Annotated in this window: 21 protein-coding genes; 14 read left to right on the plus strand and 7 right to left on the minus strand. The window is 60.6% G+C overall.

Annotated elements, in window-relative coordinates:
* Positions 1-23: 23 nt before the first annotated feature.
* Positions 24-1,490, plus strand: a complete 1,467-nt coding sequence (locus P9L99_00285; protein ID MDP8221767.1) for a cobalamin-dependent protein — start codon at positions 24-26, stop codon at positions 1,488-1,490.
* Positions 1,491-1,515: 25 nt separating this feature from the next.
* Here P9L99_00285 and P9L99_00290 read toward each other — a convergent pair whose 3' ends face one another.
* Positions 1,516-2,973 carry a radical SAM protein gene (locus tag P9L99_00290; GenBank protein ID MDP8221768.1) on the minus strand — a complete coding sequence of 486 codons (1,458 nt, stop codon included), beginning with the start codon at positions 2,971-2,973 and terminating at the stop codon, positions 1,516-1,518.
* A gap of 314 nt (positions 2,974-3,287) precedes the next feature.
* Here P9L99_00290 and P9L99_00295 point away from each other — a divergent pair, with 314 nt between their 5' ends.
* From P9L99_00295 to P9L99_00310, 4 genes are read left to right on the plus strand one after another with little or no spacing between them, the layout of a single operon-like run.
* Positions 3,288-4,754: a radical SAM protein gene (locus P9L99_00295; GenBank protein ID MDP8221769.1), complete on the plus strand. Its 1,467-nt coding sequence runs from the start codon at positions 3,288-3,290 to the stop codon at positions 4,752-4,754.
* Positions 4,751-5,917 carry an NAD(P)/FAD-dependent oxidoreductase gene (locus P9L99_00300; protein ID MDP8221770.1) on the plus strand — a complete coding sequence of 389 codons (1,167 nt, stop codon included), beginning with the start codon at positions 4,751-4,753 and terminating at the stop codon, positions 5,915-5,917. The genes P9L99_00295 and P9L99_00300 overlap by 4 nt, the downstream gene beginning before the upstream one ends.
* A 2-nt stretch (positions 5,918-5,919) precedes the next feature.
* Entirely contained in the window at positions 5,920-6,894 is a 975-nt protein-coding gene (locus P9L99_00305) for an NAD-dependent epimerase/dehydratase family protein (GenBank protein MDP8221771.1), read from the plus strand.
* 15 nt (positions 6,895-6,909) lie between these two features.
* The gene (locus tag P9L99_00310) at positions 6,910-8,196 is read left to right on the plus strand and encodes a radical SAM protein (protein ID MDP8221772.1); all 1,287 of its coding nucleotides are present in this window, start codon (positions 6,910-6,912) and stop codon (positions 8,194-8,196) included.
* 45 nt (positions 8,197-8,241) lie between these two features.
* On the opposite strand, the gene P9L99_00315 is transcribed toward P9L99_00310, so the two are convergent.
* The 6 genes from P9L99_00315 to P9L99_00340 all read right to left on the minus strand — a co-directional run bounded on the left by P9L99_00315 (position 8,242) and on the right by P9L99_00340 (position 18,052).
* Positions 8,242-9,459, minus strand: coding sequence for a hypothetical protein (locus P9L99_00315; protein ID MDP8221773.1), 1,218 nt, complete (start codon positions 9,457-9,459; stop codon positions 8,242-8,244).
* 26 nt (positions 9,460-9,485) lie between these two features.
* The gene (locus P9L99_00320; GenBank protein ID MDP8221774.1) at positions 9,486-10,262 is read right to left on the minus strand and encodes a GntR family transcriptional regulator; all 777 of its coding nucleotides are present in this window, start codon (positions 10,260-10,262) and stop codon (positions 9,486-9,488) included.
* Between the two features lie 223 nt (positions 10,263-10,485).
* A complete protein-coding gene (locus P9L99_00325; GenBank protein ID MDP8221775.1) occupies positions 10,486-13,689 on the minus strand; it encodes a hypothetical protein in 3,204 nt (1,067 codons plus the stop codon).
* Positions 13,690-13,731: 42 nt separating this feature from the next.
* Positions 13,732-14,535, minus strand: coding sequence for a hypothetical protein (locus P9L99_00330; GenBank protein MDP8221776.1), 804 nt, complete (start codon positions 14,533-14,535; stop codon positions 13,732-13,734).
* Between the two features lie 228 nt (positions 14,536-14,763).
* Positions 14,764-16,206, minus strand: a complete 1,443-nt coding sequence (locus P9L99_00335; protein ID MDP8221777.1) for a serine/threonine-protein kinase — start codon at positions 16,204-16,206, stop codon at positions 14,764-14,766.
* A 4-nt stretch (positions 16,207-16,210) separates the two neighbouring features.
* A complete protein-coding gene (locus P9L99_00340) occupies positions 16,211-18,052 on the minus strand; it encodes a sigma 54-interacting transcriptional regulator (GenBank protein MDP8221778.1) in 1,842 nt (613 codons plus the stop codon).
* A gap of 217 nt (positions 18,053-18,269) precedes the next feature.
* Between P9L99_00340 and P9L99_00345 the strand changes: the two genes are divergently transcribed.
* The 9 genes from P9L99_00345 to P9L99_00385 all read left to right on the plus strand — a co-directional run bounded on the left by P9L99_00345 (position 18,270) and on the right by P9L99_00385 (position 26,797).
* Positions 18,270-19,043 carry a hypothetical protein gene (locus tag P9L99_00345; GenBank protein ID MDP8221779.1) on the plus strand — a complete coding sequence of 258 codons (774 nt, stop codon included), beginning with the start codon at positions 18,270-18,272 and terminating at the stop codon, positions 19,041-19,043.
* 67 nt (positions 19,044-19,110) lie between these two features.
* Positions 19,111-19,551, plus strand: coding sequence for a hypothetical protein (locus P9L99_00350; GenBank protein ID MDP8221780.1), 441 nt, complete (start codon positions 19,111-19,113; stop codon positions 19,549-19,551).
* A gap of 18 nt (positions 19,552-19,569) precedes the next feature.
* The gene (locus P9L99_00355; GenBank protein ID MDP8221781.1) at positions 19,570-20,130 is read left to right on the plus strand and encodes a PadR family transcriptional regulator; all 561 of its coding nucleotides are present in this window, start codon (positions 19,570-19,572) and stop codon (positions 20,128-20,130) included.
* A 2-nt stretch (positions 20,131-20,132) separates the two neighbouring features.
* A complete protein-coding gene (locus tag P9L99_00360) occupies positions 20,133-21,125 on the plus strand; it encodes an NAD(P)-dependent oxidoreductase (protein ID MDP8221782.1) in 993 nt (330 codons plus the stop codon).
* A 22-nt stretch (positions 21,126-21,147) separates the two neighbouring features.
* The gene (locus tag P9L99_00365; GenBank protein ID MDP8221783.1) at positions 21,148-21,963 is read left to right on the plus strand and encodes an SDR family NAD(P)-dependent oxidoreductase; all 816 of its coding nucleotides are present in this window, start codon (positions 21,148-21,150) and stop codon (positions 21,961-21,963) included.
* Between the two features lie 31 nt (positions 21,964-21,994).
* Positions 21,995-24,367 carry a formate C-acetyltransferase/glycerol dehydratase family glycyl radical enzyme gene (locus P9L99_00370; GenBank protein ID MDP8221784.1) on the plus strand — a complete coding sequence of 791 codons (2,373 nt, stop codon included), beginning with the start codon at positions 21,995-21,997 and terminating at the stop codon, positions 24,365-24,367.
* A 52-nt stretch (positions 24,368-24,419) separates the two neighbouring features.
* A complete protein-coding gene (locus P9L99_00375; protein MDP8221785.1) occupies positions 24,420-25,355 on the plus strand; it encodes a CoA-transferase in 936 nt (311 codons plus the stop codon).
* 36 nt (positions 25,356-25,391) lie between these two features.
* Positions 25,392-26,192 carry a CoA-transferase gene (locus P9L99_00380; GenBank protein ID MDP8221786.1) on the plus strand — a complete coding sequence of 267 codons (801 nt, stop codon included), beginning with the start codon at positions 25,392-25,394 and terminating at the stop codon, positions 26,190-26,192.
* Positions 26,193-26,218: 26 nt separating this feature from the next.
* On the plus strand, positions 26,219-26,797 hold the full coding sequence (locus tag P9L99_00385) for an MmgE/PrpD family protein (GenBank protein MDP8221787.1): 579 nt from the start codon (positions 26,219-26,221) through the stop codon (positions 26,795-26,797).
* Positions 26,798-26,801: the final 4 nt, after the last annotated feature.

Consider the following 26,801-nt stretch of genomic DNA (forward strand, 5'->3'; position numbering starts at 1 on the left):
GCAGCCGGCCGCGAGGAGGATTGATGTCCGGGGTCGCGCTGATCCGCACGGAATACGTCTCGGAGGTTAATCCTTGCGTCACGATGCCGATGGGAATCTATCAACTCACGAGCGTGTTGGAGAAGCAGGGCGTCGAGGTGTGCGCCGCGCTTGATCTGTTGATCGTCAAGCCGCGGGACATTCGCCGCGAACTCGAGCGTATCGTCGCGCGGCAACCCGACGTCATCGGGCTTAGCTCCGCATCCCACCAATTGCGCTTCGCCCACCGGGTGGCTGACTTTTTCAAAAAGAGATTGCCCCACGTGCCCGTTGTCGTCGGTGGCCCCTTCGTCAGCGCCAATCATGAAAACGCGATGGATTGCCCCTCGGTAGATTTCGGCGTTCATGGCGAGGGCGAAGACGCACTGCCGGCCTTGGTGCGGGCGCTGGCCGCGGGCGAAGATTACCGCAGCATTCCGCGCCTTGCTTATCGGGAAGACGGCGGCCTGCACCTCAATCCGTCCGCCCCGATTTCCTATTCGTTGGACGAGCTGCCCTTCATTGCCTGGGACCGCATTGATTTCGCGCGCTACGGCAAATTCATGTCGATGTGCTTTCAACGTTCGCCGTATGCCGCGGTGTTCACGAGCCGCGGATGCCCGTTTCAATGCATCTTCTGCCACAATCATTTCGGTCGTCAGTATCGCTTTCGCTCGCCCGACCGCGTCTTGGAAGAAATGCACCTGCTGTACGACCGCGACGGCATTCGCCGTTTCGAAATCAACGAGGACTTGTTCAACTGGGATTACGATCGTGCCACGGAGATCCTCACTCGCGTCCGTGACGAACTGCCCGCGGCGTCGGTCGGTTTCGGTTCGGGTATCCGGGCCGACTTGCTGGACGAACCTTTCGTCAAGCTGCTCGCCGAAGTGAACTGCTACTTCCTGGCCATTCCTGTCGAGACCGCCGTTCCGCGCCTGCAGAAGTTGATTCGCAAGAACCTCGATTTGAAAAAGGCGGAGCGGGCGGCGAATCTGGCGCGGCGCTACGGATTGCATACCTGGGCGTTTTTCCTGCTCGGCTTTCCCACCGAAACCGAAGAGGAGATGGAAACGACAGTAGCGTACGCGGAGCAGTTGGATGTCGATTTCGTCTCGATTCAATCGGTCAGCCCCTACGAAGGGACCGAACTGCGAGCCATGTTGGGTGAACTCCCGGCGGATTTGGAACTCGGCAACCCTCACGCCGATTACCGCCGCGGCGATTTTTCCCTCGAGCACATCAACGACCTGAAAACACTCGTGATGCGCAATCGCCTGAAGCGAAGAGCGAATTGGTATTTTGTGAAAAACCTTTTGCTCTGGAAACTCTGGTGGCTCGGGCCGAAGAACGCCCTTGCCCACCTGGCGATCACCGTTTGGGAGTCGCTTTTCCATCGCGGTGTGATGATCGACCGATTCGAACGAAATCGACGGCGCTTGGCGCGCGAGGTTTTTTCTTCCCTGGATTAGCGTACCCGACCGGACCGAACGCTTGTCACTTCGCGGCTGAATCCGCCGGCGAGCGCCGCAGATACTTCCACGTCAGCGCCCTTATCGTGCTGGAGAGCACGACCGACGCGAATCCCCAATAGGCGCGCAAGCGAACCGGTTGTCGAATGATTCGATACAAAACGCGGAACCAGTAGGTCGGCCGCAGATAGGTCGAGACCATGAAGGTCATGGCCGCGCGCTCCACCTCTTTGCTGGTCAGGTGATAGGTCGGCATCGGCGGCGCGAAGGGGTTGTGGTTGGTTTCCTGGAAGGTGGCCGGGTCAAAGAATCCTTCCCGGGTCACCAAGTCGGCGAAAGTAGTTTTCGGTTGCGGCCGGTAATAGATGACGATCGAAATATCGAGGTTCAACTTGCGCACGAAAGCGAAGGTTTGTTTTAACGTCTCCCGGCTTTCCCACGGGAAGCCCAGCATGAAATTGCCGGTCGTGAACACGCCGCGCTTTTGCAGGTGCTCGTTCAACATCAGGGCTTTGTCCAGACTGTAACGCTTCGGCATCTTGTCGAGAATTTCACGCGCGCCGGATTCGTAGCCCAGGTAAAGGGTATTCAGGCCGCAGTCGATCATCGCGTCGGCTAACTCGATGTCCATGAAGTGAATGGAGGTTTGCGTCGTCCACTTCATGCCGAATTTTTCTTCGCGCATGCGGCGGTAAATCGTCATGGCGCGGTCGCGGTCGGTGTTGAGTTCTTCGTCTTGGAAGAAGAGGAAATTGACGCGGAGCTTGTTGCGCAATTCGCGGATTTCTTCGATGACGTTTTCGGGCGAACGGCCGTGCCAGACGCCGTGCCACATGACGGGGCTAGCGCAGAAACCGCAACTCATATTGCAGCCCCGCGACGTGACAACCGGCAGCGAACGGTCCTTGGCCTGATTGCTGGAAAGAAAACCGACACGCATCATGTCCGGCCGCGAAAAACGGCGATCCGGGAAGGGCAGCGAATCCAGATCGCTGATTCTCTCGCGCTTCGGGCCTTCGCGAACCGCGCCCTCATCCAACCAAGCGGTGCCGGCGATCCCGCGCAAGTCTTCGCCTCGTCCGAGCCGGTCGACGATCTCGCGCAGCGTGTTCTCCCCTTCGCCAAGGACGGCCAGGTCGATTTCGTCGTGCTTGACGATCTCGGGAAACGGGGTCGGGTAATACCCGCCGCAAACGATCGTGGCCCCGGTTCGCGCCTTGATCGCGGTGGATAATTCCAGCGATTTGCTGATATTCGCCGTCGTGATGGTCAGGCCGACGACCTCCGGCCGGAAACGTTCGACCCGGTCGACTACCTCGGCGTCGGCCATCCGGTGGAGCATCTGATCGATGATTTCCACTTCGTGTCCGTCCCGCAACAGCACCGCCGACAGGTAGCCGAGGTTCACCAATTCGAGCTGAAAGACCTCGCTGTAAAGCAAGAATTCCTTGTTGGCCAACGCGTTGATCAGGACGATTTTCATCTTGAGTCGTACCCTTGTTCGAAGTCGTCAATCCGGTGCGGACGGGACAAAACCCTAGCAATTCGACGTTTCGCATTTCAACCCATTTCGGCATTGAAAGCAACATTCAACTTCTTGGATTCACCGCGCGACGAGGCAAGAGACGAGGGCGACGGCGGCCGGTAAAGTTAACGACGATCTGATTTTTGCGAATCAGACGACCGCTTCGCGCCTCCCGTCCGGCTGTTTCACTTGCGGTTGCTCCGGCCCTTACCTAAGATGGACCGTCACCGGCGAATCATCCGCCGAATGAACTTCGGAAAACGATCTGCACAATGAAAATAGTCCTGATCAACCCAAACAACGGCGGCCGACATCCATTGATGGAACCGATCCCGCCGTTCTCGCTGGCCGCGTTGGCCGCGATCGCCAAAGGTCGCGGACACGAGGTCGAGGTGTGGGACCAGTTCGCCACGCGCGAGGACGAGCGCTCCCTGGTAAGCCGGTTGACGGCGGCGGCGGCCGACATGGTCGGCATCACCTCCCTGACCCCCGCATACCCGACGGCCCGTCGCATTCTGAAGCAATACCGGGACGGCGGCGGCCGCGGCATGACCGTCCTCGGCGGTGTTCACCCCACGATTTTTCACCGCGAGATCCTCGCTGAAAAGGCCGCTGATGGTATCGTGCGACGCGAGGGCGAAACGCCTTTCGCCGAACTGCTCGCTGCCGTGGAAACTAAGTCGCCACTCACGAACGTCGCCGGATTGAGTTTTCGCGACGGCGACGAAATCGTGGTGAATCCGGACCACGAACAGGTCGCCGATTTGACGAGCCTGCCCTTCCCGGCCTGGGAATGTTTGACCGACGGGTTGGACGTTTACGCCGAGGCGCCGACGCTCGGTTTGTTCGGGCGCACGTTGCCGATTCTCGCATCGCGCGGGTGCCCCATGCGATGTACCTTTTGCGGTCAGGAGATTTTTCATAAGGGCGTGCGAACCCGGCCGGTGGAACATGTGCTGGAGGAAGTTCGGTTTCTCCAGTCAGAGTTCCGAATTCGCAATTTCGTTTTTCTCGACGCCAACTTTCCCACACGTCGCGCCGACGGCATCGCCTTCTGCAACGCCATGCGCGAGTCGGGATTGCATCGCGATTTGCATTGGTCGGCCGAGTTGGCCGTCAGCCTGGCGGACCGCGAACTGATCTTCGAAATGGCGAGCGCGGGGTGCACCAACCTGGAATTCGGTTTCGAAGTCGGCGACGCGAAAGTTTTGAAGGAAACGCGCAAGGGCACGACGCTCGAACAGGCTTACCACGTCGCGCGCTGGGCCCGCGAAGCCGGGATTCACGTCTTCGGGCTGTTCATGATCGGTTTGCCGGGCGAGAACACGAGTCACCTGCGCCGCACGTTTCGAGTGGCGAAACGACTGGATTGCGACATGGCGAAATTCAACGTCGCCATTCCGTACCCCGGCTGCGAATTATTCGAACGCCATCGGGAAGAACTGATGCGCGACTTCGACCCCGAAACCTATTGCGCTTGGTTTCGATCTTCGGACAAACAGCGCCGCGTCACCGTCGTGCCCGGCGGCATGAGCGCGACCACCTTGTTGTTGTGGCAACGGTTGATGATGTTCGCCTACTATTTACGGCCGCGGATGATCGCCCGGCACTTGCGCCGTCGTTCGTTGCGGATGAGTCACATGCGCACCGGTTTCGGATTCCTGCTCCGCGATCTCGCGAGCGCCGCGTGGGCTTGGTTTCGCGCAAAACTCGCATCACCGTGGAAGTCTCCGACATGAGCGTCCAAGCGAAAACCTGGGACGTGATTGTCGTGGGTGGCGGTCCCGCCGGCGCGGTGGTCGCACGCCGGCTTGCCGAACGTGGCATCGCCGTCGCCCTCTTCGATCACAGCCATCCGCGCTTCAAACCGTGTTCCGGTTTCCTCAGCCATGACGTTGCGCCATTCGAACCGGTTGTCGCGGAATTCACCGATCGGGAGGAGTTTGTCGGTGACCGCCGTTACACGGCGCCAAACGGCAAGTCCTTCGTCGTGCCGGGCAAGCTCGCGGCAACTCAGTTTGACTTGGTGGATCGCGCGCAATTCGATTGGTTTTTGTTACAGCGGGCCATCGCCGCGGGCGCCCGGTGGGTCAAGCAGCGTGTCAAAAGCCTCCGGCGCGACGGCAAGCAGTGGATTGTCACCTCCGAAGAAGGCGAGCAGCGGGCCGACTTCCTTATCGGAGCCGACGGCGCCGGCAGCGTCGTACGACGCGAACTTCTGGGAAAGTTCAATCCCCGCGATCTCATTGCGGGAGCGGGTCGCCGGTACCCGGATGTTCGCCCTGCCGAATTGGACACGATCTTTCTGCCCGAAGGCGGCATCGTATTTCGCTTGCCGGGCAGAGATTTCGCGCAACTCGTCCTCGCGCGCCGCGCGGATCGCGCCGTCGGGCTAACAAAGCGGTTGGCGGCCTTCGCGGCAAAGTATGCGACCGAATGGCCGTCCGATTTTGTGCCTTGGTTTGGACTGCAACCCTCGCCGAGTTCACCAGGATTCTTTGATCGCCCGGCAAGCGGACCGGGTTTCTGTTTGATCGGCGACGCCGCCGGACACACGGACGCGGCCAACGGCGAGGGAATCATCTACGCCATTCGCGGTGCCGTCGCAGCGGCGGACGCTATCGTCGAAGGCAGACCGGAGGACTACGAGAGCCGCTGGCGCGACCAATTCGGCGAGCGGCTCATCAAGGGCGCCCGGCAGGCCGACATCGCCGCGTCCACACGTCGCCTCAACATTGCCGCGACTCTCTTGGCGCGAAGCCCCCATTTGGTGGCCGCCGTATCGCGCGGCCTGGCGGCGGACCGGTCGATGGCCGGCCTGATTCGCGCCGCGTTGCCGCACGGTCATCGCATCGCGTGGGAAATCGTGCGCGGCCCGCGACCGCCGGCCCGGAGGAACTGAGAATGCGCATCCTGGTCACCGGCGGCACCGGATTCGTCGGCCGCCATCTGTTACGCGAACTGCGCGGGCGAAACCGCGACGTGCTGTTGTTCGCGCGCTCGTCGAGCGACATCACCGAGGCTCGTGAGTTGGGTTGTGAGGTGTTCGTCGGCGACCTCACCGATTTTGCCGGGGTTCGCGAAGCCGTCGCCGCCGCCGATGCGGTGATTCATGTCGGAGAAATCGGCCTTTCGCTGCCCGATGCCACCGCGCGAAACGTATCGCTCGTTCGGGAGATGCTGGCCGCCGCGCGAAGTTCGGGGTTGCGGCGTTTCGTGCTGGTAAGCAGCGTGACGACCGTCGCGCCGCCGAGCGCCTGTCCCGCCGACGAAGACACCGAGCCTCTCGCCAACCACTTGGTCGACGACGCTTACACCCGTTACAAGCGAGGGTGCGAGCAGGCGGTATTCGAAGCGGGGCAGCCGGCGACGATCATCCGCGGCTCGACAATTTACGGACCGGGCGCGCACTATCTGGTGTGGTTTGTTCGTTGGGCCCGGCGCATGGGTCGGCTCGGCCTGCCCTTCCCCGGTCGGATCGACGTTCGCCTGCCCACCGTCCACGTTGCCGATGTCGCCCAAATCCTGGCAACCGCGGTCGATCTCGAAGGCGACGATGTGACGGTCTACAATGCCGCTGACGATTGCGGCACCACGCCCGCCGATTTTGTCCGGCGTCTGGCCGAACTCTGCGACATGCCGATGCGCCTGCGACAGACGCCCTTGGTGTTGCAGCGCGCGGCGGCCGCCGTATTGGACGCCATGCAGACATGGCGTGCAGAGCCCCCGCTGGCGGGGGGTGTTTACGATTTCTTGACTCACGACGCCGTGTTTTCGAATCGGCGTTTGAAAACGGACTTGAATCTGCGGCTCCGATATCCGTCAATTCAAGAAGGCCTACCCGAAACCGTGGCGTGGTTGCGGGACCACATCACGTAAAGGAACGAGAGCACGATGGCGGATGTGTTGCTGATCAATTTCCCCTTCCACGCCAAGGGCATGCCGCGAATCCTGCCGATTCAGTTCGCCGCGATCGGCAGTCACCTGGCGTCCCGCGGTCACCACGTACGCGTCGTGGATCTCAATTTGGAGCGTCGCGAGGATTTGTTCGCCTTGCTGGCGCGCCGGCGCTTCGACGTCGTGGGGATCAGTTACCGCAACGTGCTCCCGATGTTTTGGCTGGAACGTTTTCGGTCGCTGCGCGAGCTTGTCGTGCAACTCAACCGGCTGGGTGTGGACCCGATAGTCGGCGGGCCCGGTTTCTCGCTGTTTCAACCGGCGATTTTCCGCTGGGTCCCCGAACTCAACGTCGGCGCCATCGGTGAAGGCGAGATCACCATGGAGCGCTTTGTGGAAGGGCACGCGCTCGCGGACATCCCCGGCCTCTGCTACCGCACGGCGAGCGGCGTGGCGTGCAACTATCCCCCGAAGTTCTTGGACGGCGAGGCGATCCCGGCCTATTGCGACATCGAGGGCCTTCGTTTTGACGATTCGGCGTATTTAGTCGGTTTGCAGAGTTACCGCGGCTGCAATTGGCAATGCTCGTATTGTCCCAGCTCGTTTTTGCGCGGGTCGGGGCAACGGTTGCGGCCGCTCGCGCACGTCGAGCAAGACCTTCTGTTCCTGCGCGATAAAGGCGTGCGCCATTTCATCTTAATCGACGGCGTCGGCAACGACCCGCCGGAACGCAGCCGGGAATTGATGTCGCTTTTTCAGCGCCTGGATTTTCCGGCGAGTTGGGAAGGATTTCTCAAGCCGCTGCCTTCGGTCGACGAAGCCGCGGTGGATGAATATGCCCGTTCGAAAGCCGTGCGCTTTCATATCGATGTCGTCTCGGGAGTCAAAAGCATCGCGGATCGGATCGGACACGGCGTTGAGTTCCATGAAGCTCTGCGGGTCGGGCGGTTGCTCAAGCGCCGCGACATCGAGGGGCTTTTCTATTTCGCCTATCAGCTACCGGGCGAGACGCTGCGCGACGAATGGACGACGTTCCGCCATTTGCACGCCATCAACCGCATTGGTCAGCCGACGTACATTTATCCTTTCTTCCCCTATCCCGGCACCGCATTCGAAAAAGAATACGGCAGCATTCTCTCCAAAGGCGTCTTCTGGCATCTGCGGCGCATGGCGGGAATGATTCTTCGCCCAAGCTTTCTCTGGTTTTTAAAAAACCTATTCACGCTCTCGGAAGTGACCGGGCCCCGCCACCCTCGCATCAAGCGCGGCGACATGCCCAGCTAGGCGGAAATGCCGAAATCGTTTGCCCTGCGATTCGAACCGCGCACGTTACTGCATGAAATTCAGCACTAGATCGACCAAGCGCGCCCCGAGCAGCATCAAGTCGATCGCCGGTTCATTTGGGGGAACCGCCGGTTCCACGAGCGTCGCGTCGGCCCAATCAGCGAAATCGTAGTCGGGATACTCCAGCATGCCGGAAAATTTGAAAATCTCGATCCGCCGAATGCGCGCCGCCTTGGCCGCGGCGATATCCGCCTCGAGTTGTTCGGGCGTATCGTATCCGTTGTTGCCGCTGGTTCGCACGAGGCCAATATCCACCACGGCGGCGTCGCCGAAATACTCGCGGGCCTTGCTCGCGTACGCGTATACGAAGTACGGCGACGCTTCAAAGGTCCCCAGGTAATGCGCGTATTCGGTTGAATAGGCACACGGGGCGACACGATCCCAATCGATGCCGGACATGGGCGAGTTGCAGACGTCCTGGATGTCCGTGTCCCCGTCGGCAAGGTCATCCATGTGGAACGGGAAGGTCGTGATCTGAACCTCGTACCCACGGCCCTGAAAATCCTCGACAATCGTCTGGAATTTCTCCACCGATGTCGCAAACCGCTCGCGGTCCAGAAGTTCCAGGAAGATTTCCACCAGCAGCGCGAAGTCTCCGTTGGCCCAGGCTTCCTGAATTTCGGCGTCGTGCGGCGGGCCGAGTTCCATGTTGACCGACACCGTGTCGATGGCGGTGGTGATGGTTTCCGTCCAGTCCAGGATGGCGTTTGCATCCACCTCAAAGAGGTCGACGGTATCTTCGTTAGCGAACGACCCCGAAGAAGGAGCCGGGCAAAGCGTGACGGGAACTCCCAAGTTTTCGGCCTCGGTCAGCGTGTCGATGTACGCCTGCGAACCGATGTTGCTGGGGTGTATCCCGAGATAGAGGCGAAAACCGCGTGCCGCGAATTCCGGCAAATACGACAAAACCGCGGAAGGTGAGTAGGTCTTGATGCTGAATTCGTGCGTCATGACGGAATCGTCGTCATCATCGTTGTCATCGTTGTCGTCATCATCATCGTCGTCGTCGTCATCATCGTCGTCGTCATCATCGTCGTTGTCGTCATCGTCATCGTTATCGTCGTCATCGTCAGCCACGTCGTCATCATCGTCGCCGACGTCATCGTTGTCGTTGTCGTCGTCATCGTCGCCACACGCCGTGACAAACGAGATGAAAAACAAAAGCGCCGCCAAAATGATCGCGATCCGAATGCCGTACTTCATCCTTCCCTCCTTCGGGTCGTTACTCATCATTCCATCTCTTCTAAAAAGGCGAAAAGACGCGCGTCGTCCACTTTCGCCTGTATCTCGAGCAACTCGTGCGCCCTTTTCTCGTCCCGCTGACGGAGCGATTCAATCAGCCCGCGGTAAAGGTCCAGCGCGGCGTCCATATCCCCGCCCACCCGGAAATAAAGGCCGATGATTTTGGCCATGACATCGCGGACGGTGTTTAGCGAAAAGGCGAATATCTGGTTGCGGGTGGCCCGGGCCAACTCGCGATAAAACGCGAAGTCCGGCTGTCCGCTGTAACGGTCCTCCACCGTCGCCCCTTCGATATCGCCTACCGTTCGCTCCAAATCGCCCAGGGACTCCTCGTCGATTCGCTCGACGGCTGCCGAGAGAAGCATCTTCGCAAACCGGATTCGCATGTCGGCTAGGTCCGCGATCATCTTGCGGTCGAGGTGTATTCCGTGTTCAACGAGGAACAACACGAACTCCAAGCCTCCATGGCTGTTGTAATCCTGAACGTAGAAGCCGCCCCCCTGGCGGACCCGCACCAACCCCATGGCCTCCATCCGGCGTAGGGCTTCCCGCAGGCTGGCGCGGTTGACGTCGAATTGCATGGCCAACTCGCGTTCGGGCGGGAATTTGTCGCCCGGCTCCAGTTCACCGTCTAGAATCAAGTGCACCAATTGAACGAGGATCGTGTCGGAAATTCGCCCGCGTTTGATCGGCCCCAGGGAGTCCCACATTTTTTCTTTGCCGTTCGGAACCGGGTCTGCCTGTTTCCTCGCTGCCTTGGCCATTCTCGACACTCCTTCCGTACTTTCAAAGGCGATTGGTATATTGGTTCGACCAATTTCCGATATCCTATAACCGGGCTGTCGGCCGTGTCAACTCGGGGAAATGTCCACCTGATCGGCGCATTGGCCATTACGGTTCACGCGTGCCTTATCGGTGGCGACGGCGGAGGAAAAAAAGGGCCGCTCCCAAAAAGAGCGGCCTAACGAAACGAGACAGAGAGCTTTTTCAGCTACACATGTCGACACAAGTGCGGAGAGATTCCGTCTCTTCCGGGGTCGGCGGATCGTTGCATGGATTCGCGGTAACGCAGCCCTGCAGGCATTCCCAATCACGTTCGTCCCAGTCCACGCACAAGGCACGGGCGTCGATTTCGGGTAAGGCATAGTAAGGGCCCTCGCCCAACAGGAACGGCACATTGCACGCGTATAAGGTAGCCACAGTGGTCGGTCGGCCCGCCGCCGGCGCCGGTAGATCGAGGGCGTTTTCTACGAAGTAATCCCAGTCGCAATCCGGCGGCTGCCACGGCATCGCGGCGGCGGACATCGTCGACCAGAAGAGGGAATTGAGCCCTTGGCCTTCGTACTCGCTCTCCGTTCGTTCGCACCAATCGATCACGCCGAAGTTATCCAACACGTGACCTTGGGCATCGTTGAATTGCCAGTTGCAGCCGATGCTGGACACTTGGCTCGCCGTCAAGTTGCAGATGAATCGCCAATGGCTTTCCGCCCGGCACAGTGGCGTGGTTTTCGCGTGCAGCAAGGCGCCGTTGCTGATGAAAGTGAAATGGACCCAATTACCCTGTTCGTCGAAGGATACCGAGATATCGCGGCCATCGACAGCGCCGTACATGATTTGCGCGATTTCGCCCTCGTCGCAGGTTGCGTGATAGAACATCTCGGTATCGCCGGCGTTGAAGATGGCGTGCGCCTGATTATCGGCGTCGACAAACACACCGGCCATTCCGGCGCTCTGGGATTCGTGGTCGATCTGCTCGGTCCCGTGCATTTGCCAACTTCCCAATTCGTTTTCGATCAGATAGAAGCCCGCGAATTCCGGCTCGACTTGTATCGCAAAGCCGATCGCCGCCACGCCGGAGGGCGAAATGCCCAGCGCCGAGTGCGGTCTCATTCCGCTGTGGCTGTACGCGACTTCCGTCGCCCACGAACCGGTGACGTTGTCTGCGTACTTCAACACCAAGTTGGCCGGGTCGACGTAGCTCACGTAGACGAAGTCCAGCGCATCCACGACCAGCGATATCCCCGTCGGGCCGTCGGGCAACTGGCTGTCGATCACCAGGGCCGTCCACGATCCCGAGGCATCCGTGGCATAAACCAGCGAGTCTTCGTCGTCGCGGTAGCACACGTGGGCCGCGCCGTTGGAATCCACGGCCATGTCGTGGCCCTCGCCCGCGCCGCCGGACGCGATGGCCGATAGGTTCCAATTACCCGCCACCCGGCGCGCGATCGATAACTCGTCGGCGCCATCGTCATAGAGCCCCAATACCAAAGCCCCGGCAGTATTGAGCGAAATCGTGGTATCGACGAATTCGCCGTCGGCCGTCCCCACTTCGGCACCCAGCCATTTGTCCGCCGTGCGCATCAAGTGCTTCGCCTTTTTGTCTGCGGCATAAACCACGTGCGGTTGCGCGTCGGTATCCAGTGCCACATCGGTGCCGGCGCCTACTCGGCCGGCATGGGAAATCACATCGTCCAACCACGCCTTCGTTTGGTCGACGCGAAGCCAATGCAGATCTTGATCGGCCGTGTTGTGGTAAACGATTTGCGGTTCGCCCTGCACGTCCAGCACCATCGCGTGAGTATTGCCCACGAAAGGTGTCGCGGCCCCGTTATCCGTGAGTACCTGTTCGACGTTCCAGGTTCCGCCGTCTTGCGCGGCGTAGTACAAACTGTTCCATGTCGTGACGGTGTCGGATTCGGTGACCGTCGCGGTGAACCGGAAGTTCGCGGCATCGTCCGTTACAACTTCCACGGTGTGGAATTCGGTAATCGTCGTCGAAACCGCGATGGTCTCTTCGGTCCACGGTTCGCCCTGTGTCCAATGCGTCACGCCGCCGTCCTCGGCGACGAAAACGTGAACCGTGTCGGTGTCATCAATTAATATCCGGCTGATCGCGGCGCCCGCGCCGACGGGAGCGATCAACTCGTCTTCCCACTCCTCGTCGACGAAGGTCGAGTAGTGGAGCCCTCCACCGTCGGCGGCGACGTAGCATACGTACGCTTTGTCGGCACTATCAACGGCGACATCCGGCAAATATGCGGCGTGTTCGCCCGCGTAGGCGTCCGACCAATACGTCGAACCTCCGCCTCCGTTGGTGTAGTAGACCGGTCTGTTGTCGGTAAAATGCGTGCCGACCAGATGCACAACGTCCGCGGAATCCAGGACAAAGCGCAAGCGGTTGTGCAGCGACATAATCGGATCGTTCTGGTACCGGGTCTCCAGCCGCCATTGGTCCTGATCGGTGAAGTAGTGGTACACCGCGCGCGGTGCGTCAGCCGCGACGCTGACTTGTTCGAAGAGCAACACGTGCCATTCGCCGTTCGAATCGATCGCCACAGCGGGGGCGGTCCGACCGTGTAGCGAGAAGAAATCTATTTCGGTCGCGGTGTCGGCTCCCAGAGTGTAGAGCAACACGAATTTTTCGCGGTCGGCGGCGAGGATCAGATCGCCTCCGGCCTCGCGGGCCAGCGCGATACCGGTTTCCCCCGGCGCTCCGCCCGCCAGCAGATTGAATAGGACCCGGTTATCGCTTGACGGCCCGTTGCGCCAAAGGACGTCGGCGTCTTGGTAATTCGTCAGATCATCATCGTCATCATTGTCGTCGTCGTCATCATTGTCGTCATCATTGTTGTCGTCATCGTCGTCATCATTATCGTCATCGTCATTATCGTCATCGTCGTCGTCATTGTCGTCGTCATCATCATCATCTTCGGTCGGTTCACGCGTCACGGAGACGGAATACGCGCCACTGTTATCCGAGTAGTCCGAGTCATTCACGATGAAAAATAGCCCCCCAACGCAAGGCGCATTGTCGTTGAAGGAAGCGCCCGCGACAAAGAGGCAATCCTCGCCGCTACCTGCGGCCTTCGCGCTCGCTTGGCCGATGCGCGCCAACAAAGCGCCGCGGTTGGCTGAGGGCAGCGGGCACGGGTCGGGGCAGACCTGATCGACGCCGTTGGGTGGCACGTCGCTGCCGCCGGCGCCCAGGTCGACGGTGCCGGACGCAACGATTCGCAAAGAATCGCCGGCTTGAACGGACACGCCGGTCGCGGTCCATTGCACACTATCGGCCGGTACGTTCACGTTGAGTGTTTCTTTCTCGTCGTCAATGGAAGCGTATCGAACGCAACCGGCCGCGACGAACAACGACAATAAAACAGCAAGCCAGAAAGCGGTTTTGACTATTTTCACGGTTCTTCCTCCGTTCGTGCGCCGTAATTCAAAGTTCACGGCTTAGAACTCGATGCCGACGGCAACACCGGTACCGTCAGGCGTGAGTATGGGAGCGATCCACACGTTTTCGGAAAGCCCGTGCAAGTTGCCGTGTCGATCGCGATTGTCTTTCCATAGCCAATAGAACGCCGCGCCCAAGGTGGCGGCCGAAACCGTGCCGCTAATGCCAGCAGCCAACGCGTAGGATTTGGCGTTTCGGTAATGCTCGTCGCGGGCGTCGCGATCTTTACGATCGGCGGCGTCGAACTGCTCCGCTTCTTCGTAGTACGCCAAGGCCAACGTCACGCCCGAGCCGACCGCGAAAGCCGATCCCATGCCGAAAAGGGTCCAAGCGACCGGTCCGTTGTTGTCCTCGGCGTGTCCGTCGTCAGGTTCGACATCCGTAGATACGGGTACTTTGTCGGCCGTGGGAAAGCGATGTTCCTGTTTCAACTCTTCGCGCGCCTGGTCCAAGACTTTCAGCACCTTCGGCGAGTGACTGAATGGATCGACGACGAGGTAGGGGTCGATTTCGAGGGCGCGCTTCATTTGTTCGACAGCCGCCCGCTGCTGTTGATTGACAAGGTGAATTTTCGCTTGCAGGACGTGCAGCCTGGTCAACTCGTTACGGGAACAAGTGTCGGGCAGTTCCAACGCCAAGTTGAACAAGCGCTGCGCCTCCGCGTAATCCAGCTTCTCGTAAGCTCGACACGCTTGGTCAAACAACGAGGAGCAAGTCGGTTCCGCGTGACACGGCCAGGCCGTCGCCGCGACGAAAAGCGGGATCACGAGCAGCCAACGTAGAAACGGTTTCCGCCACCTCATAGTCGATCCTTCCTTGGCAGTCTGCGGCGAGTAGAACGACGTTCGATCCAAACAAAGAGCAAGCGTTGTGCCAACAACTGTTCGTCGACTGCAATAGACGCCATACGCCTTTGTTTTCGAGGGTTTCGAGCCATCGCACGCACGGACTCGCGAGTCGGCGATGGGCGCTCCGCCCACCCTTATCTGTGTAACGCAGGTAACGAATCGTCACGCCCGGGTAACACGCACTCACGGCCAGATGTAGATGGGGCGGGTTTTGCCGGGCTCGATCTTCACCTGGACCGTGGATGTCTTTTTAAGATTCGGATTGACCAATTTGATCTCATGGACGCCCGGTTGCAACGATATCGCACCGGTCGGCGTATCGTCGTAGTACGCGCCGTCGACGTATACCCGGGCGTAAGGCATCAAATCGCCGATGATAACGCGACCCGGATCGGCGCTAACCGGTACCGCCGCCGCCACGGTAGACGAATGTTTGGCCGTAGCGGGCGGTTCGGTTGCCGGCGTCGTCGGCGGTTCCGTCGTCGGCGCAACCGGTACGTCGGCTACGGTCGGCGCTTCTTCCGGCACGAGGTCCGGCGCGCCGGGCGGCCACCACGCCATCAACGACAGGCCCACGATCGCCGCGGCGATCACGACACCTGCCACCCACCATCGTCGCGTGAAAACGGGGGTCGGCTTGTGATGGACGGTTCGCGTTTCGATGGGGCCGTCCTTGTAAGGCTCACCAACCTCGGCCGCGTCCGTCGCGCCGAAAAGGCGAACGTACACGTCGCGCGTTACCGAGCTGGTTCCCGACCCGATATCCAACAGGATGCGCTCGGCTGCGGCAAGCATCTCGCGCGCCGACTGAAAACGCACCGCCGCGTCACGTTGCAGCGCGCGCCGCAAAAAACCGCCCAAACGCTCGGGGAGGTCCACCAGTTCAGTCGCGTCACGATATTCACCGCGGGTGATGCGACCCAGCAAGGTGCGAATTGAATCGGCCTCGAAAGGTTTGACACCTGTCAGCGCCTCGTAAAGCACGATCCCCACCAAGAACAAATCTGCGCGGGCGTCGATGTTGCGTCCCTCGATTTGCTCGGGCGCCATGTAGTGAAACTTGCCGCGCAGGTCGTGGCGCTCCGTTGTGTCACCGAAGGCCACTTTGGCGATACCGAAATCCGCGATCTTCACTTCGCCGGCGTTGGAAATCAGGATGTTGTTCGGCGTCAGGTCCCGGTGAACGATTCCAAGAGGCGTGCCGTTTTCATCGCACCGGTCGTGCGCGTGCTCCAACCCTTTTAGTATTTCTACGGCCAATCGCAGAGCTTCGACCGCCGAGAGGCGTTGCCCCATCGCGAACGTGCGATCGAATATTTCCTGTAAATTACGCCCGGCGACGTATTCCATGACCAGAAACAGGGTGCCCGCTTCGTCGCGGCCGCAGTCAAATATTTGGACGATGTTTTGGTGCCGTAGGCAGGCCGATATTCTGGCTTCCCGCAAAAACATTTCGGCGTATCGTGGATCCGGCGCCAGGCTCGGGCGAATCGTTTTGACCACGCATTCCATGACCAAGCCGTCCGCCATCTCACGCTGCGCCAAAAAGAGTTGGCCCATGCCGCCATCGGCGAGCTTGCGCCGCAGCTTGTACGCTCCGAAATGAGTTGGCGGGTGCGGCGTCATCGGATTACCGCAAGTCGAATAGTTTGATTTTGGCGATCAACGTCTTGCGCGAAATCCCCAGTTCCTTCGCGGCTTGGGTTCGGTTCCACCGGTGCCGCTCGAGCGCTTCGCGTATCCGGTCCCTTTCGGCGTCGCGCAATTCGTTTTCCAATGCGGCAATGCGGTCCGCCGGCGTGGCCTGCTCCGCTGTGGGCCCCGAAGCGCCGTCGGTCAGGCCGACGAGATCTTCGGTTTGAATCGTCCGCCCTTCGCAGGCGTATAACGCGCGTTCAATGACGTTTTTAAGCTCGCGCCCGTTACCGGGCCAAGGGTGTGCGACGAGCTTCGCCATCGCGGCTTCGTCGAACCCGGTAACGCGGGTGGAGATTTTGTCGCTCAACAATTTGAGGAAGTGGCCGGCCAATTCGGGAATGTCTTCCGGATGTTCGCGCAGCGCCGGCAGGCGAATGAAAAGGACGTTGAGTCGAAAATACAGGTCGCGGCGGAACGACCCGTCCTCGACCATCTGATGCAGATTGCGATTCGTGGCTGCAACGATGCGCACGTTGACGCGCTTGCCTGCCTCGGCGCCGATCGGTCGAAACGATCCGGTTTCAAGCACGCGCAGCAATTTGGCTTGCAGTTCGAAGGGCAGCTCGCCCAGTTCGTCGAGCAGCAACGTGCCTCCCGACGCCAATTCGAATAAGCCCCGGCGGTTACCCACGGCGGAGGTGAATGCGCCTTTGACGTGGCCGAACAATTCGCTTTCCATCAACTCCCTTGGAACAGCCGCGCAATTCACTTCTAAAAAGGGTTTCGCCGCTCGGTCCGAAAGCTGGTGGACCGTGCGCGCCGCCAACTCTTTGCCGGTGCCGCTTTCTCCTTCGATCAACACCGGCGCGTCTCCCTTGGATGCGAATTTCGCCAACGTGCGACGGACCTCGGTGATCGCCTCGTGACGGCCAATCAGTTGTGCGTCGTTCAACGCAGCGCCAGGCCCGTCGCGGTGATTCCGCAATGCGCGAACCGCCTGCAAGTTGCGGAATATCGCCCCCAACAAGGGCGCAACCGCGCCGGCCAAAGCCAAATCCTCACCGGTGAATTCGCGAACGTGACTGCGGGTGTCGGCGTACAGCACGCCCTCCACCCTGCCCGCGGCAATCAAGGGTACGCAAAGCACCGATCGAATGCCGCCGCTCAGCACGCTTTCTCGCCGGCGCCAATGGCGACTGTCGGCGGCGTCGCGCACCAGCACCGCTGCCCGCTGCGCGATGGCTTTATCGACAATCGCTTGGGAGTAGGCAAAATCGTCGCGCACTTCCGGAGCGCGCCGTTGGAAGTGGCGTCGAATATCGCCGGATTGCGCGTCACACAAACCCAGGTAGACATTCTCGCAATTTAGCTGCCTTTGAATTACGGCCATGACGGTCTCGGCCATGTCGCGGGGATCCTCGCGCGTAGCCGCCGCCTCAGCTAATTCGGTTAGGAAGCCCAAGTCGACCGAGTTCACTTGGTGATTGCCGCGCCGGCCGACGATAGTTTCCTCTCGGACGGGTTGATCCACGGCGTCGCGGGCGTTGTCGGCGAGGGCGAACATTGCGTGGACGTCGCCGAATTCGATCGCTGCATCGGTCGTCAATTCAATACGGTCGACGGGTCGTCCGTCCAACAATGTGCCGTTTTTACTGCCCAGATCTTCGAGCCACAAATGCCCTTCGCGCCGCGCAATCACCGCATGTCGACGCGAGACGCTGGTGTCGGACAAGATCACATCGCACGCCGGTTCACGACCGATCACCAGCGTGTCGTTCACCAAGGGTACGCACTGTTCGCTCCCGCTCGCCTTGGTGATAATCAGCAAGGCCATAGCACCTTCTTTCCTGCCCTTCCGCCGTACAGCACCACCCGGCGCCACCTGCGCCTGCCGACGGTTGGCGTTAGCCCGACCCCAAAAAATGGTAGCACTCAACATACAAGTTGAGCAAACGGTCGCGCGCGCACGCGGGAAATCCGCCTTCGTCTCCCGGCGTAAGTTTTGATTTTCAACGCGCGATCCAATACTATCGCTACCTGAATTCGTCCTCGTGCCGCAATATGCCGATTCAGCGGGCACGTTGATTGATATCCTGGATCGCCTCGCAGCCCTGTTTAACGACTATTTGCCGCCGCAACCCGGGGAGTTCGCCGGTGCAACGTACGGCCCGACGGCGATTTCGTCGATGATCGCCATGTTGCAGTTGGGCTTGGTCATTGCCGGGCCGGCCGAGGACGCCGCGTCCCACCTCGCCCGCGCCGAAGAAGTGCTGGCGCATATCCACGCCCGCGCCTGGAGTGACGAATTAGGTGCGTACCGCTTCGCGCCGGGAGACGACCGGCTGATGCTTTACCCCAACGCAACGATGATGCTGGCGTACGGCCGGGCGCTGCTGCTGGGCGGCGACCCGACGTTCGCCGATCGCCTTGCCGATATCTACGAGGGCATTCAGCCGCTGCGCGACGATGCCGGCGATCACTACTACTCGCCCTACAGCCGCGAGGAAACCGGGGCCGTTGACGAGGATTACGCCACGCTGTCGAGCCAAAATTATTTGATGATCGGTCTCTGGCTGGCGTATGCGACAACCGGCGAGCAGCGCTATCTCAACGACATCGACTTGATCCTGGGATGGATCGAAACACACCTGTTTGTTGACGAAGTGCTCAAGCACCACTGGGTCAACGGTCGCACCGCCAACGAGGAGGACCTCTACGATTTTTGCTCGGGGTGCAACCTGCAAACGCTCTACATCTACCGAATGATTCAACTGGAAGCCGCCGCCGCGGACACCCTTTCTCGCCCTGGTTTGTTTTCGCCTTGACGGCTATATACTTTTGTTATAGTGGTGAAAAGGATCAAGGCACATGCGGCCGAGACCTGGAGGGGACATGGGGGAATATTATCGCGACGCGGACCACTTGTACGAAATCTACGGTCACTTTCTAAGCCGCATTTTGCAGGACGATAAAATCGGCGCGAAGATGCGCAAAGCCGGGATCATCGTGCGCTTCATCTACACCGACCCCGACGCCGAAGTCACCATCGATTTGAAGAATCCGTCCGCGCAGCCGGGTTTCTACGGCACGTTCTATTTAGGGCCGTGCGATCTCAAGCCCGACGTGTGGACCAAGCAGGCGGCCGATCATTCCCACAGCTTCTGGCACGGCCACGAAAATCCCGTGGCGGCGGTGGCGCGCGGCAAGGTCAAGCAGGGCGGGAACGTGGTAGCAATGCTCAAGCTGCTGCCGGTGGTTCGCGCGGCGTTTAAGATGTTCCCCGTAGTCCTGCGTGAGATGGGTTACGAGGATTTGGTGCTCACCAAAGGTTAAGCGGCGAAGGCGACGCGAATGTCGATCAAGTACGCGATATTGGGGCTGCTGCAATTCAAGGAAATGCACGGGTACCGCATCAAGAAACTCATCGAGCGCGACTTCGGTTTCATGTGGACCGTCAATTACGGCCAGATCTACCCCGCCCTCAAAAGCATGCTCGAAGATAAATGGGTCACGATGTCGGTCGAGGCCAAGTCCAACTCACCCGACCGCAAACTGTATTCGATCACCGAAAAAGGCCGGCAGGAATTCTTGTCGTGGCTTGGCGCCGAACCCGAGCGACGGCTGTTCGTACGCGATCCCTTCTTGCTGCGCTTTACGTTTTTCGACTTAGGCGACAAAGTCCGCGCGCTGGAGATGATCGACGGGCAAATCGAGTTCTACGAAACGCAACTGGCGCTCCGAAAAGCCTTCACCGCCGAACGGCAGCGACGCGACATCTACGTCCGGCTCGCCACCGAACTGGGCATCCGCTTCAACGAGATGTTCCTGGATTGGCTGCGGCACGCGCGCGGCGAGATCGAACAACACGGCGACGCCCGCACCTTGCGCGCCGTCAACCTCGACGGAGATTGAGCATGGATTACCCGGGCATCACCTTGGTCACCGGCGCGGCGGGTTTCATGGGGCGGTACGTCGTCGCGCATCTGGCTGCCCTGGGCGGGCGCGTACGGGCCACCGCCCGGCCCAAAAAGGACACCTCGTTTTTCGACCGGTTGGGCGTCGAATTCGTGCCCGCCGACCTGACCAAGCCCGAAACCCTGCCCCACCTTTTCGAGGGCGGCGTGGACCGCATGTTTCATCTCGGCGCGATCTGTAATTTTTCCACGCCCTACGAAAAGCTGCGCCCGACCAACGTCGTGGGCGTCGAACGCATCACCCAATTGGCGCTGGACGCCAAGGTTAAATGCTACGTGCACGTCGGCTCCACCAGCGTCTACGGCCCGTATCGCGGTGTACCCTTTGTGGAGAACGCTTCACGCCAACCGCAGGACAATTACGGCCGCAGCAAGCGCGACGGCGAAGACGTCGTCTGGAAGCGGATCAAACAAGGTTTGCCGGGGATCATCACGCGGCCGTGCACGGTGTACGGTCCCGGCTGCAACGACGGGGCGGGCAAGGCGTTTTCGCGGCCCACGTCGATCGCGGCGATCCCGGGCAACGGGCGGCAACGGTTGTCGAACGTGCGGGCCGAGGATGTGGCCGCCGCGGTCGAACATCTCTCGCGCTGCCAAGACGCTTTCGGGCGGGCCTTCAACATCGGCGACGGCTGCTACCCGACGCTGGGCGAGGCGCTTACGTTGGCCGCCGAGACCTTCGGCGAAAAGTCGCCTACACTTCACCTGCCGGTGCCGTTGGTCAAGGTGATGGCCAGGATCGATGGTGCCGTGGCGGCGGTGCGGGGGAAGATCCCGGATTTGGAATACGACGCGGTGGCTTATCTCGACCGCGATTACGTAGTGGATGTGTCGGCATTGTCGGCCACGGGCTTCGAGCCGCAATACCCGGATTTTGGCGCGTCGATGCGGCAGATCGGGCAGTGGTGGCGCGAGCAAGGTGTGCAAGGGTGAATCACTGAACAAGGAGGCGAAAATGCAGGTGGTTGTGATCACGGGCATCGCTCAGGGTATGGGTCGCGAGACGGCAAAACTGTTGGCCGCCGACGGATATTCGATCGCCGGTTTCGATATCGACGCCGAGGGAATCGAGTCATTGCGCGCCGAACTGCCGGGCGACTCTTTATTGGCGACGCTCGACGTAACCGATTTGGGCGGCATCGCCACATTCCGCGACCAAGTCCTGGAAAAATTCGGCCACGTCGACACCGTGCTTTCCAACGTCGGCATCGGCTTTTTCGGCCCCTTTGAAGAAGTGGATTTGGCCAAGGCCGCCAAGTGCCTTGAGATCAACGTCATCGGCACAGCCGCAGTGTTCCAAGCCTTCGTGCCGCACATGCGCGAGCGCCGCGCCGGCAAGCTGGTCGCGATTTCGTCACTCGTCGGGCAGATCCCCTTCCCCTTCGAATCGATCTACTCGGCCAGCAAGTTCGCCGTCGAGGGGTTGGTCCTTTCGATGCGCCTGGAACTGGCGCCCTTCGGCATCAAGACCGCGCTGATTCAACCCGCGCAGGTTTCCACGAGTTTCGCGGCCAAGATTCACACGCTCCCGGCCGAGGATTCCCCTTACTACGATCGCGTCCGCCGCTTCATCAACAAGGATGAAGAGCTGATCAAAACCGCGCCGACGCCCGAGGCCGCGGCCAAGGCCATCGCGGCTGTTGTGAAGAACCCGAACCCGAGTCTGCACAACCAAATCGACTTTAAGAGCGCGTTCTTCATGCGGATAAACCGTGTCTTGCCGACCCGGGTGCGCGATATGATCCTGCTCGGCACGATGGATATCAATTAGTGCGGTGATCGAAAAGATCAGGAGAACTCTGATGCCCGCAATTGCCCTAGCCCGAGGCTCAGCCCGTGTTCACCGCCTGCGTCAACGGATCATCGACGCCCCGCGCGAAGTGTGCGTCGAGCGGGCTCGCTACCTGACCGAATCGATGAAACAACATTGGCGCGAACCCGCCCTGACACGCATGAGCAAGGCGTTCGCGCACATTCTGGAGAACATCAGCGTCACCATCCGCGATGACGAATTGATCGTCGGCTGCCGCACCAGCAAACTCAAAGGCGGGCCGCTGTTTCCCGAAAACAAAATCGGGTGGATCGAAAACGACGTCGAGACCTTCAACGACCGCGAGTTGCAGCGCGTCCTGATCACGCCCGAACAACAACGCGAACTGCGTGAGGACATCCTGCCGTTCTGGCGCGGCAAAACCGTGCAAGACCGCTTCGAGCAGTTGGCGCCGCCCGACGTGCTCGAGGACATGGACAAGTACATCTTCACCATGATCCTCGAAATCACCTACGGCGTCGGGCACTTCACGATGGATTACGAACGCGTGCTGGCGCTCGGGTTGTCGGGCGTCATCGACCGGGCCGAGCAACGCCTGCAGGACCTGCCCGCCGATGAACGCGACGGCAACAAAGGTCTCTTTTACCAGGCGATGATTCGATCCTGCCAAGCCGTGGTGCGCTTTGCCAATCGCTACGCCGACCACGCCGAGCAGTTGGCCGCCGCCGAAACCGACGCGAACCGCGCCGCCGAGTTGCAAACCATCGCGCGCGTATGCCGCCGCGTACCGGAGCACCCGCCGCAAACCTTTCACGAGGCCGTGCAGGCAGCTTATTTCGTGCACCTGGTGGCGCAAATCGAGTCGGGCGGTAACTCGATTTCCCCGGGGCGGATCGACCAGTTCCTGAATCCCTACTACCGCCGCAACGCCGATGCCGGAACCATCACGCCGGATCACGCTGAAGAATTGCTGTCACTGCTGTTTCTCAAGACTAACGAAATCTGGAACATACTGGAGGAAGCGTTTATCCCCGGCGGCGAAGGCACCGAGGGTAAGACGACGCAAAACGTGGTGGTCGGCGGGGTCGGCCCGGACGGACGCGACGCTACCAACGAGTTGAGCACGATCGGTCTGGACGCCTACGCCGCCGTGCAGACCGTGCAACCCAATTTCGGCGTGCGCTTCGCGCCGGATACGCCGGCGGATTTTGTGCGCCGCGTGGTTCGGTATGCCAAAGACGGCGTTTTGCTGCACCTGTTCAACGATCCGGTCATCATCGACTCTCTTCAGGAGGCGGGGCACACCACGGCCGACGCACGCAATTACGGTGTCGTCGGCTGCCTGGAACCCAACGCCCAAGGTAAAACCTTCGGCTCGACCTTCGCGGTGCAATTCAGCGGCATCAAGTGTCTCGAACTTGCACTGAGCAACGGGGTGGACAACATCTTCGGCTATGCGTCCGGCCCCGAGACCGGCGACCCCGCGGACTTTACGTCGTTTGAGGATGTGTGGACGGCCTACCGCGCGCAATCGGCGCATTTCATGAAGCAGATGGTGTGCGGCATGGCGGCGCTTGACCAAGCCGTTGCGGAACTCGCGCCTTCGCCCTTCGCCTCGGCGATGATCGACGGGCCGCTCGAGAAAGGCCTGGATGTGACACGCGGCGGCGCGGTGTACAACTCGACGGGCGTGGAACTCATCGGCTTCTCCAACGTGGTCGACAGCCTTTACGCCATCAAGAAAGCCGTGTTTGAAGACGGCGTGCTCTCGCCCGCCGATTTGGTCGAACACCTCGCCGAAGACTGGGACGACGCCGAGGAAATGCGCGCCTACCTGGCCCACAAGATCCCGAAATTCGGCAACGACCACGACGCCGTCGACGCCATGGGCGCCTTGGTTGTCGAGCATTTCTGCGACGAGGTCCTGGCGCACGAGAATTTCCGCGGCGGACACTTTTGGCCGGGAATTTTTTCGGTCGGATTTCACGTGGCGATGGGCGCATTCGCCGGGGCGAGCCCCGACGGGCGTCACGCGGGCGACATCTTAGGCAACGGCCTCTCCCCGTCCAACGGCCGGGCGATCAAGGGGCCGACGGCGGTGTTCAATTCGGTGGTCAAGCTGCCGCTGGAACGCGTTCACAACGGCGTGAACCTCAACATGCGTTTCCACGGAGACCGCCTGAAGGCCGAAACACTGCAGTCGCTGGTCCAGACCTACTTCGCTCGGGGCGGCGTGCAAGTGCAATTCAATATGGTGGATTCAGATGTGTTGCGCAGCGCACAGGATAGCCCCGACGAGTACCGCGATCTGGTCGTGCGCGTCAGCGGGTATTCGGCGCTGTTTACCGGGATGAGCCGGATCGCGCAGGACGAGATCATCGCACGCTCGGAATACGAGGCGTGATGGGCCGGGTTCAAACACCAACCGCCGGGCGCCGAGTCGCCGGAGGGATTCCATGTCAAAAGTCATGACCATGAAGCAGGCCGTCGGCAAGCACGTTGAGGACGGCGCCTTTCTATTCATCGGCGGTTACATCTGCCGCACGCCCTTCGCCGCGATCCACGAGATCATCCGGCAGCAAAAGAAAGATCTAACCATCACGCGGTCCAACGCGGCCGACGACTTCGACATGATGATCGGCGCGGGCGTGGTCAAGCGCTTTATCGCCACGTTCCTGTCGCTGGGTTTCTACGGCCTGGGGCGGTGTTACCGGCGCAGCCTGGAACAAGGCATTCCGCACAAGATCGAGGTCGAGGAATACACCAACTTATCGTTGCCGATGATGCTCATGGCCGGCTCGATGGGCATGCCCTTCGTGCCGGTCAAAGACATGGCGGGCTCGGACCTGCTCAACGTCAAGTCGTTTATGGGCGACGACAAATACAAGGTGATCGATTCGCCTTTTGACGGCACCCGAACCGTGCTCGTGCCGGCGCTGAACCCGGACCTCGCGATCATTCACGTGCAACAAGCCGACGAAAACGGCAACGCGCAAATGTGGGGCATCGGCGGCGACTGCCAGGTCGGGGCCAACGCGGCCAAGAAGGTCATCGTCACGTGCGAGCGGCTGGTCGACCGCGCGGTCATCGGCAAGGACCCGTCGCGCACGATCGTGCCCGACTTCAAAGTGGTCGCGGTCGTGGAAGAGCCTTTTTGCGCGCATCCAGGTTACACGCCGGGCTTTTACGATGTCGATTTCACGTTCGGCAACCTCTACAAAGAGGCGTCCAACACCGTCGAGGGCTTCGCGGAGTTTCTCGACGAATGGGTTTACGGCCTGCCCAATCGCACGAAGTACATCGAGCATTACATCCGGAAAATGGGGTACGGCGCTTTCAAGAATCTGCAAGCCGAGTTCGATTACGGTTACCCGGTCAGTTACTCGTACTAAGCATCGTCGGGATGCCCACACGCGGGAGCGAAAAGCATGGTTGAACACGCGGACGATTACATCAAACCCGAACTGATGGCCTGTTGCGGCGCGCGGGAGATCGTCGACGACAACCTCGTGCTCGTCGGCACCGGCTTCCCCACGATGTCGGCCAACATCGCCCGGCACACGCATGCGCCCCACGCGCGACTGATGCAGGAGTCGGGCGTCTACGACGCGCAGCCCAAGCGCCCCGCCCTGTCGGTCGGCGACCCCTGCCTCAACCCCGGCGCCGCCATGATCGGCGGCCTCGTGGAAATCATGGGCATGTTCCTGCAAGCGGGCTGGGTGGATGTCGGGTTCTTGTCCGGTAGCCAGGTCGACAAGTTCGGCAACATCAACACGACCGTGATCGGCGACTACGACAACCCCAAAAGCCGACTGCCCGGCAGCGGCGGCGCCAATCCCATCGGCTCGCTGGCGAAAAAAATCTTGATCATTGCGCTGCATGACAAGCGCCGGCTGACGGAGAAGGTCGATTTCATCACCACGCCCGGTTACATCGATGGGCCGGGAGCCCGCGAAAAATGGGGCCTCCCGCCCGACACGGGCCCGTCGGCCATCATCACCAACAAGGCCGTGATGCGCTTCGATAAGGCCACCGGCGAAGCGTATTTGGACACCTACCATCCCGACACGACCGTCGAGGAGGTCGTGGCCGCCACGCCCTGGAAGCTCAATGTCTCCGACGACGTGCACGAAACCGAACCGCCGCGCACCGACGAAATCCGAGCGTTGCGGGAAGTCCTCGATCCGCATCGCATGATCCGCCTCTACATCGGCCGCGGTTACGTATAACGCCCCGCCCGAGAAAAGGACGCGCCATGGACGAAACAAAAAAGCTGGCCGAGTTCGCCGCGTCGATCTCGTTTGATGACCTGCCGCCCGCGGTGGTGGAAAAGACGAAGCACTGCGTCTTGGATTTCTGCGCCAATGTCTACGGCTCCCTGCAAATCGAGGCCGTGCAACAGGTCATCGAGTACATCCGCGCGCTGGGCGGGCCGCCGACCGCAACGGTGCTCGGGGCCGGGTTCGCCACCGGTCAGCATCAAGCCGCGTTTCTCAACGGCACCCTGGGCGAGGCGCTCGAGGCTCAGGACGGCCTGCGCTTCGGCGGCAATCACCCGGGTGTCGCTGTCATCCCGGCGGCGCTTGCGTTGGCCGAGTCGTTGCACCTGGACGGCCGGCGACTGCTGGAGGCGATTGTCGTGGGGTACGAAGTCGCCGGACGAATCGCCGCGGCCATCCATCCGCAGCACACGCTGGCCGGGTTTCTGCCCACCGGCACGTGCGGCGCTTTCGGCGCCGCCGCCGCGGCTGCGAAACTGCTGGGACACGACGCCGATCTCATGCTGAACGCGTTGGGCAACGCCGGGTATCTCGCGCCGCTCTCGATGGCCTAGCACC

It is taken from the genome of Candidatus Lernaella stagnicola (assembly GCA_030765525.1).
Lineage (GTDB): Bacteria > Lernaellota > Lernaellaia > Lernaellales > Lernaellaceae > Lernaella > Lernaella stagnicola.

What these genes read in the sequence shown, in the direction of transcription:
- P9L99_00350 (MDP8221780.1), top strand. Translation starts at nt 19,111, where the DNA reads ATGGGGGAATATTATCGCGACGCGGACCACTTGTACGAAATCTACGGT.
- P9L99_00340 (MDP8221778.1), bottom strand. Translation starts at nt 18,052, where the DNA reads ATGGCCTTGCTGATTATCACCAAGGCGAGCGGGAGCGAACAGTGCGTA.
- P9L99_00310 (MDP8221772.1), top strand. Translation starts at nt 6,910, where the DNA reads ATGGCGGATGTGTTGCTGATCAATTTCCCCTTCCACGCCAAGGGCATG.
- P9L99_00385 (MDP8221787.1), top strand. Translation starts at nt 26,219, where the DNA reads ATGGACGAAACAAAAAAGCTGGCCGAGTTCGCCGCGTCGATCTCGTTT.
- P9L99_00330 (MDP8221776.1), bottom strand. Translation starts at nt 14,535, where the DNA reads ATGAGGTGGCGGAAACCGTTTCTACGTTGGCTGCTCGTGATCCCGCTT.
- P9L99_00365 (MDP8221783.1), top strand. Translation starts at nt 21,148, where the DNA reads ATGCAGGTGGTTGTGATCACGGGCATCGCTCAGGGTATGGGTCGCGAG.
- P9L99_00320 (MDP8221774.1), bottom strand. Translation starts at nt 10,262, where the DNA reads ATGGCCAAGGCAGCGAGGAAACAGGCAGACCCGGTTCCGAACGGCAAA.
- P9L99_00295 (MDP8221769.1), top strand. Translation starts at nt 3,288, where the DNA reads ATGAAAATAGTCCTGATCAACCCAAACAACGGCGGCCGACATCCATTG.
- P9L99_00380 (MDP8221786.1), top strand. Translation starts at nt 25,392, where the DNA reads ATGGTTGAACACGCGGACGATTACATCAAACCCGAACTGATGGCCTGT.
- P9L99_00335 (MDP8221777.1), bottom strand. Translation starts at nt 16,206, where the DNA reads ATGACGCCGCACCCGCCAACTCATTTCGGAGCGTACAAGCTGCGGCGC.
- P9L99_00375 (MDP8221785.1), top strand. Translation starts at nt 24,420, where the DNA reads ATGTCAAAAGTCATGACCATGAAGCAGGCCGTCGGCAAGCACGTTGAG.
- P9L99_00290 (MDP8221768.1), bottom strand. Translation starts at nt 2,973, where the DNA reads ATGAAAATCGTCCTGATCAACGCGTTGGCCAACAAGGAATTCTTGCTT.
- P9L99_00300 (MDP8221770.1), top strand. Translation starts at nt 4,751, where the DNA reads ATGAGCGTCCAAGCGAAAACCTGGGACGTGATTGTCGTGGGTGGCGGT.
- P9L99_00315 (MDP8221773.1), bottom strand. Translation starts at nt 9,459, where the DNA reads ATGAAGTACGGCATTCGGATCGCGATCATTTTGGCGGCGCTTTTGTTT.
- P9L99_00305 (MDP8221771.1), top strand. Translation starts at nt 5,920, where the DNA reads ATGCGCATCCTGGTCACCGGCGGCACCGGATTCGTCGGCCGCCATCTG.
- P9L99_00355 (MDP8221781.1), top strand. Translation starts at nt 19,570, where the DNA reads ATGTCGATCAAGTACGCGATATTGGGGCTGCTGCAATTCAAGGAAATG.
- P9L99_00285 (MDP8221767.1), top strand. Translation starts at nt 24, where the DNA reads ATGTCCGGGGTCGCGCTGATCCGCACGGAATACGTCTCGGAGGTTAAT.
- P9L99_00360 (MDP8221782.1), top strand. Translation starts at nt 20,133, where the DNA reads ATGGATTACCCGGGCATCACCTTGGTCACCGGCGCGGCGGGTTTCATG.
- P9L99_00370 (MDP8221784.1), top strand. Translation starts at nt 21,995, where the DNA reads ATGCCCGCAATTGCCCTAGCCCGAGGCTCAGCCCGTGTTCACCGCCTG.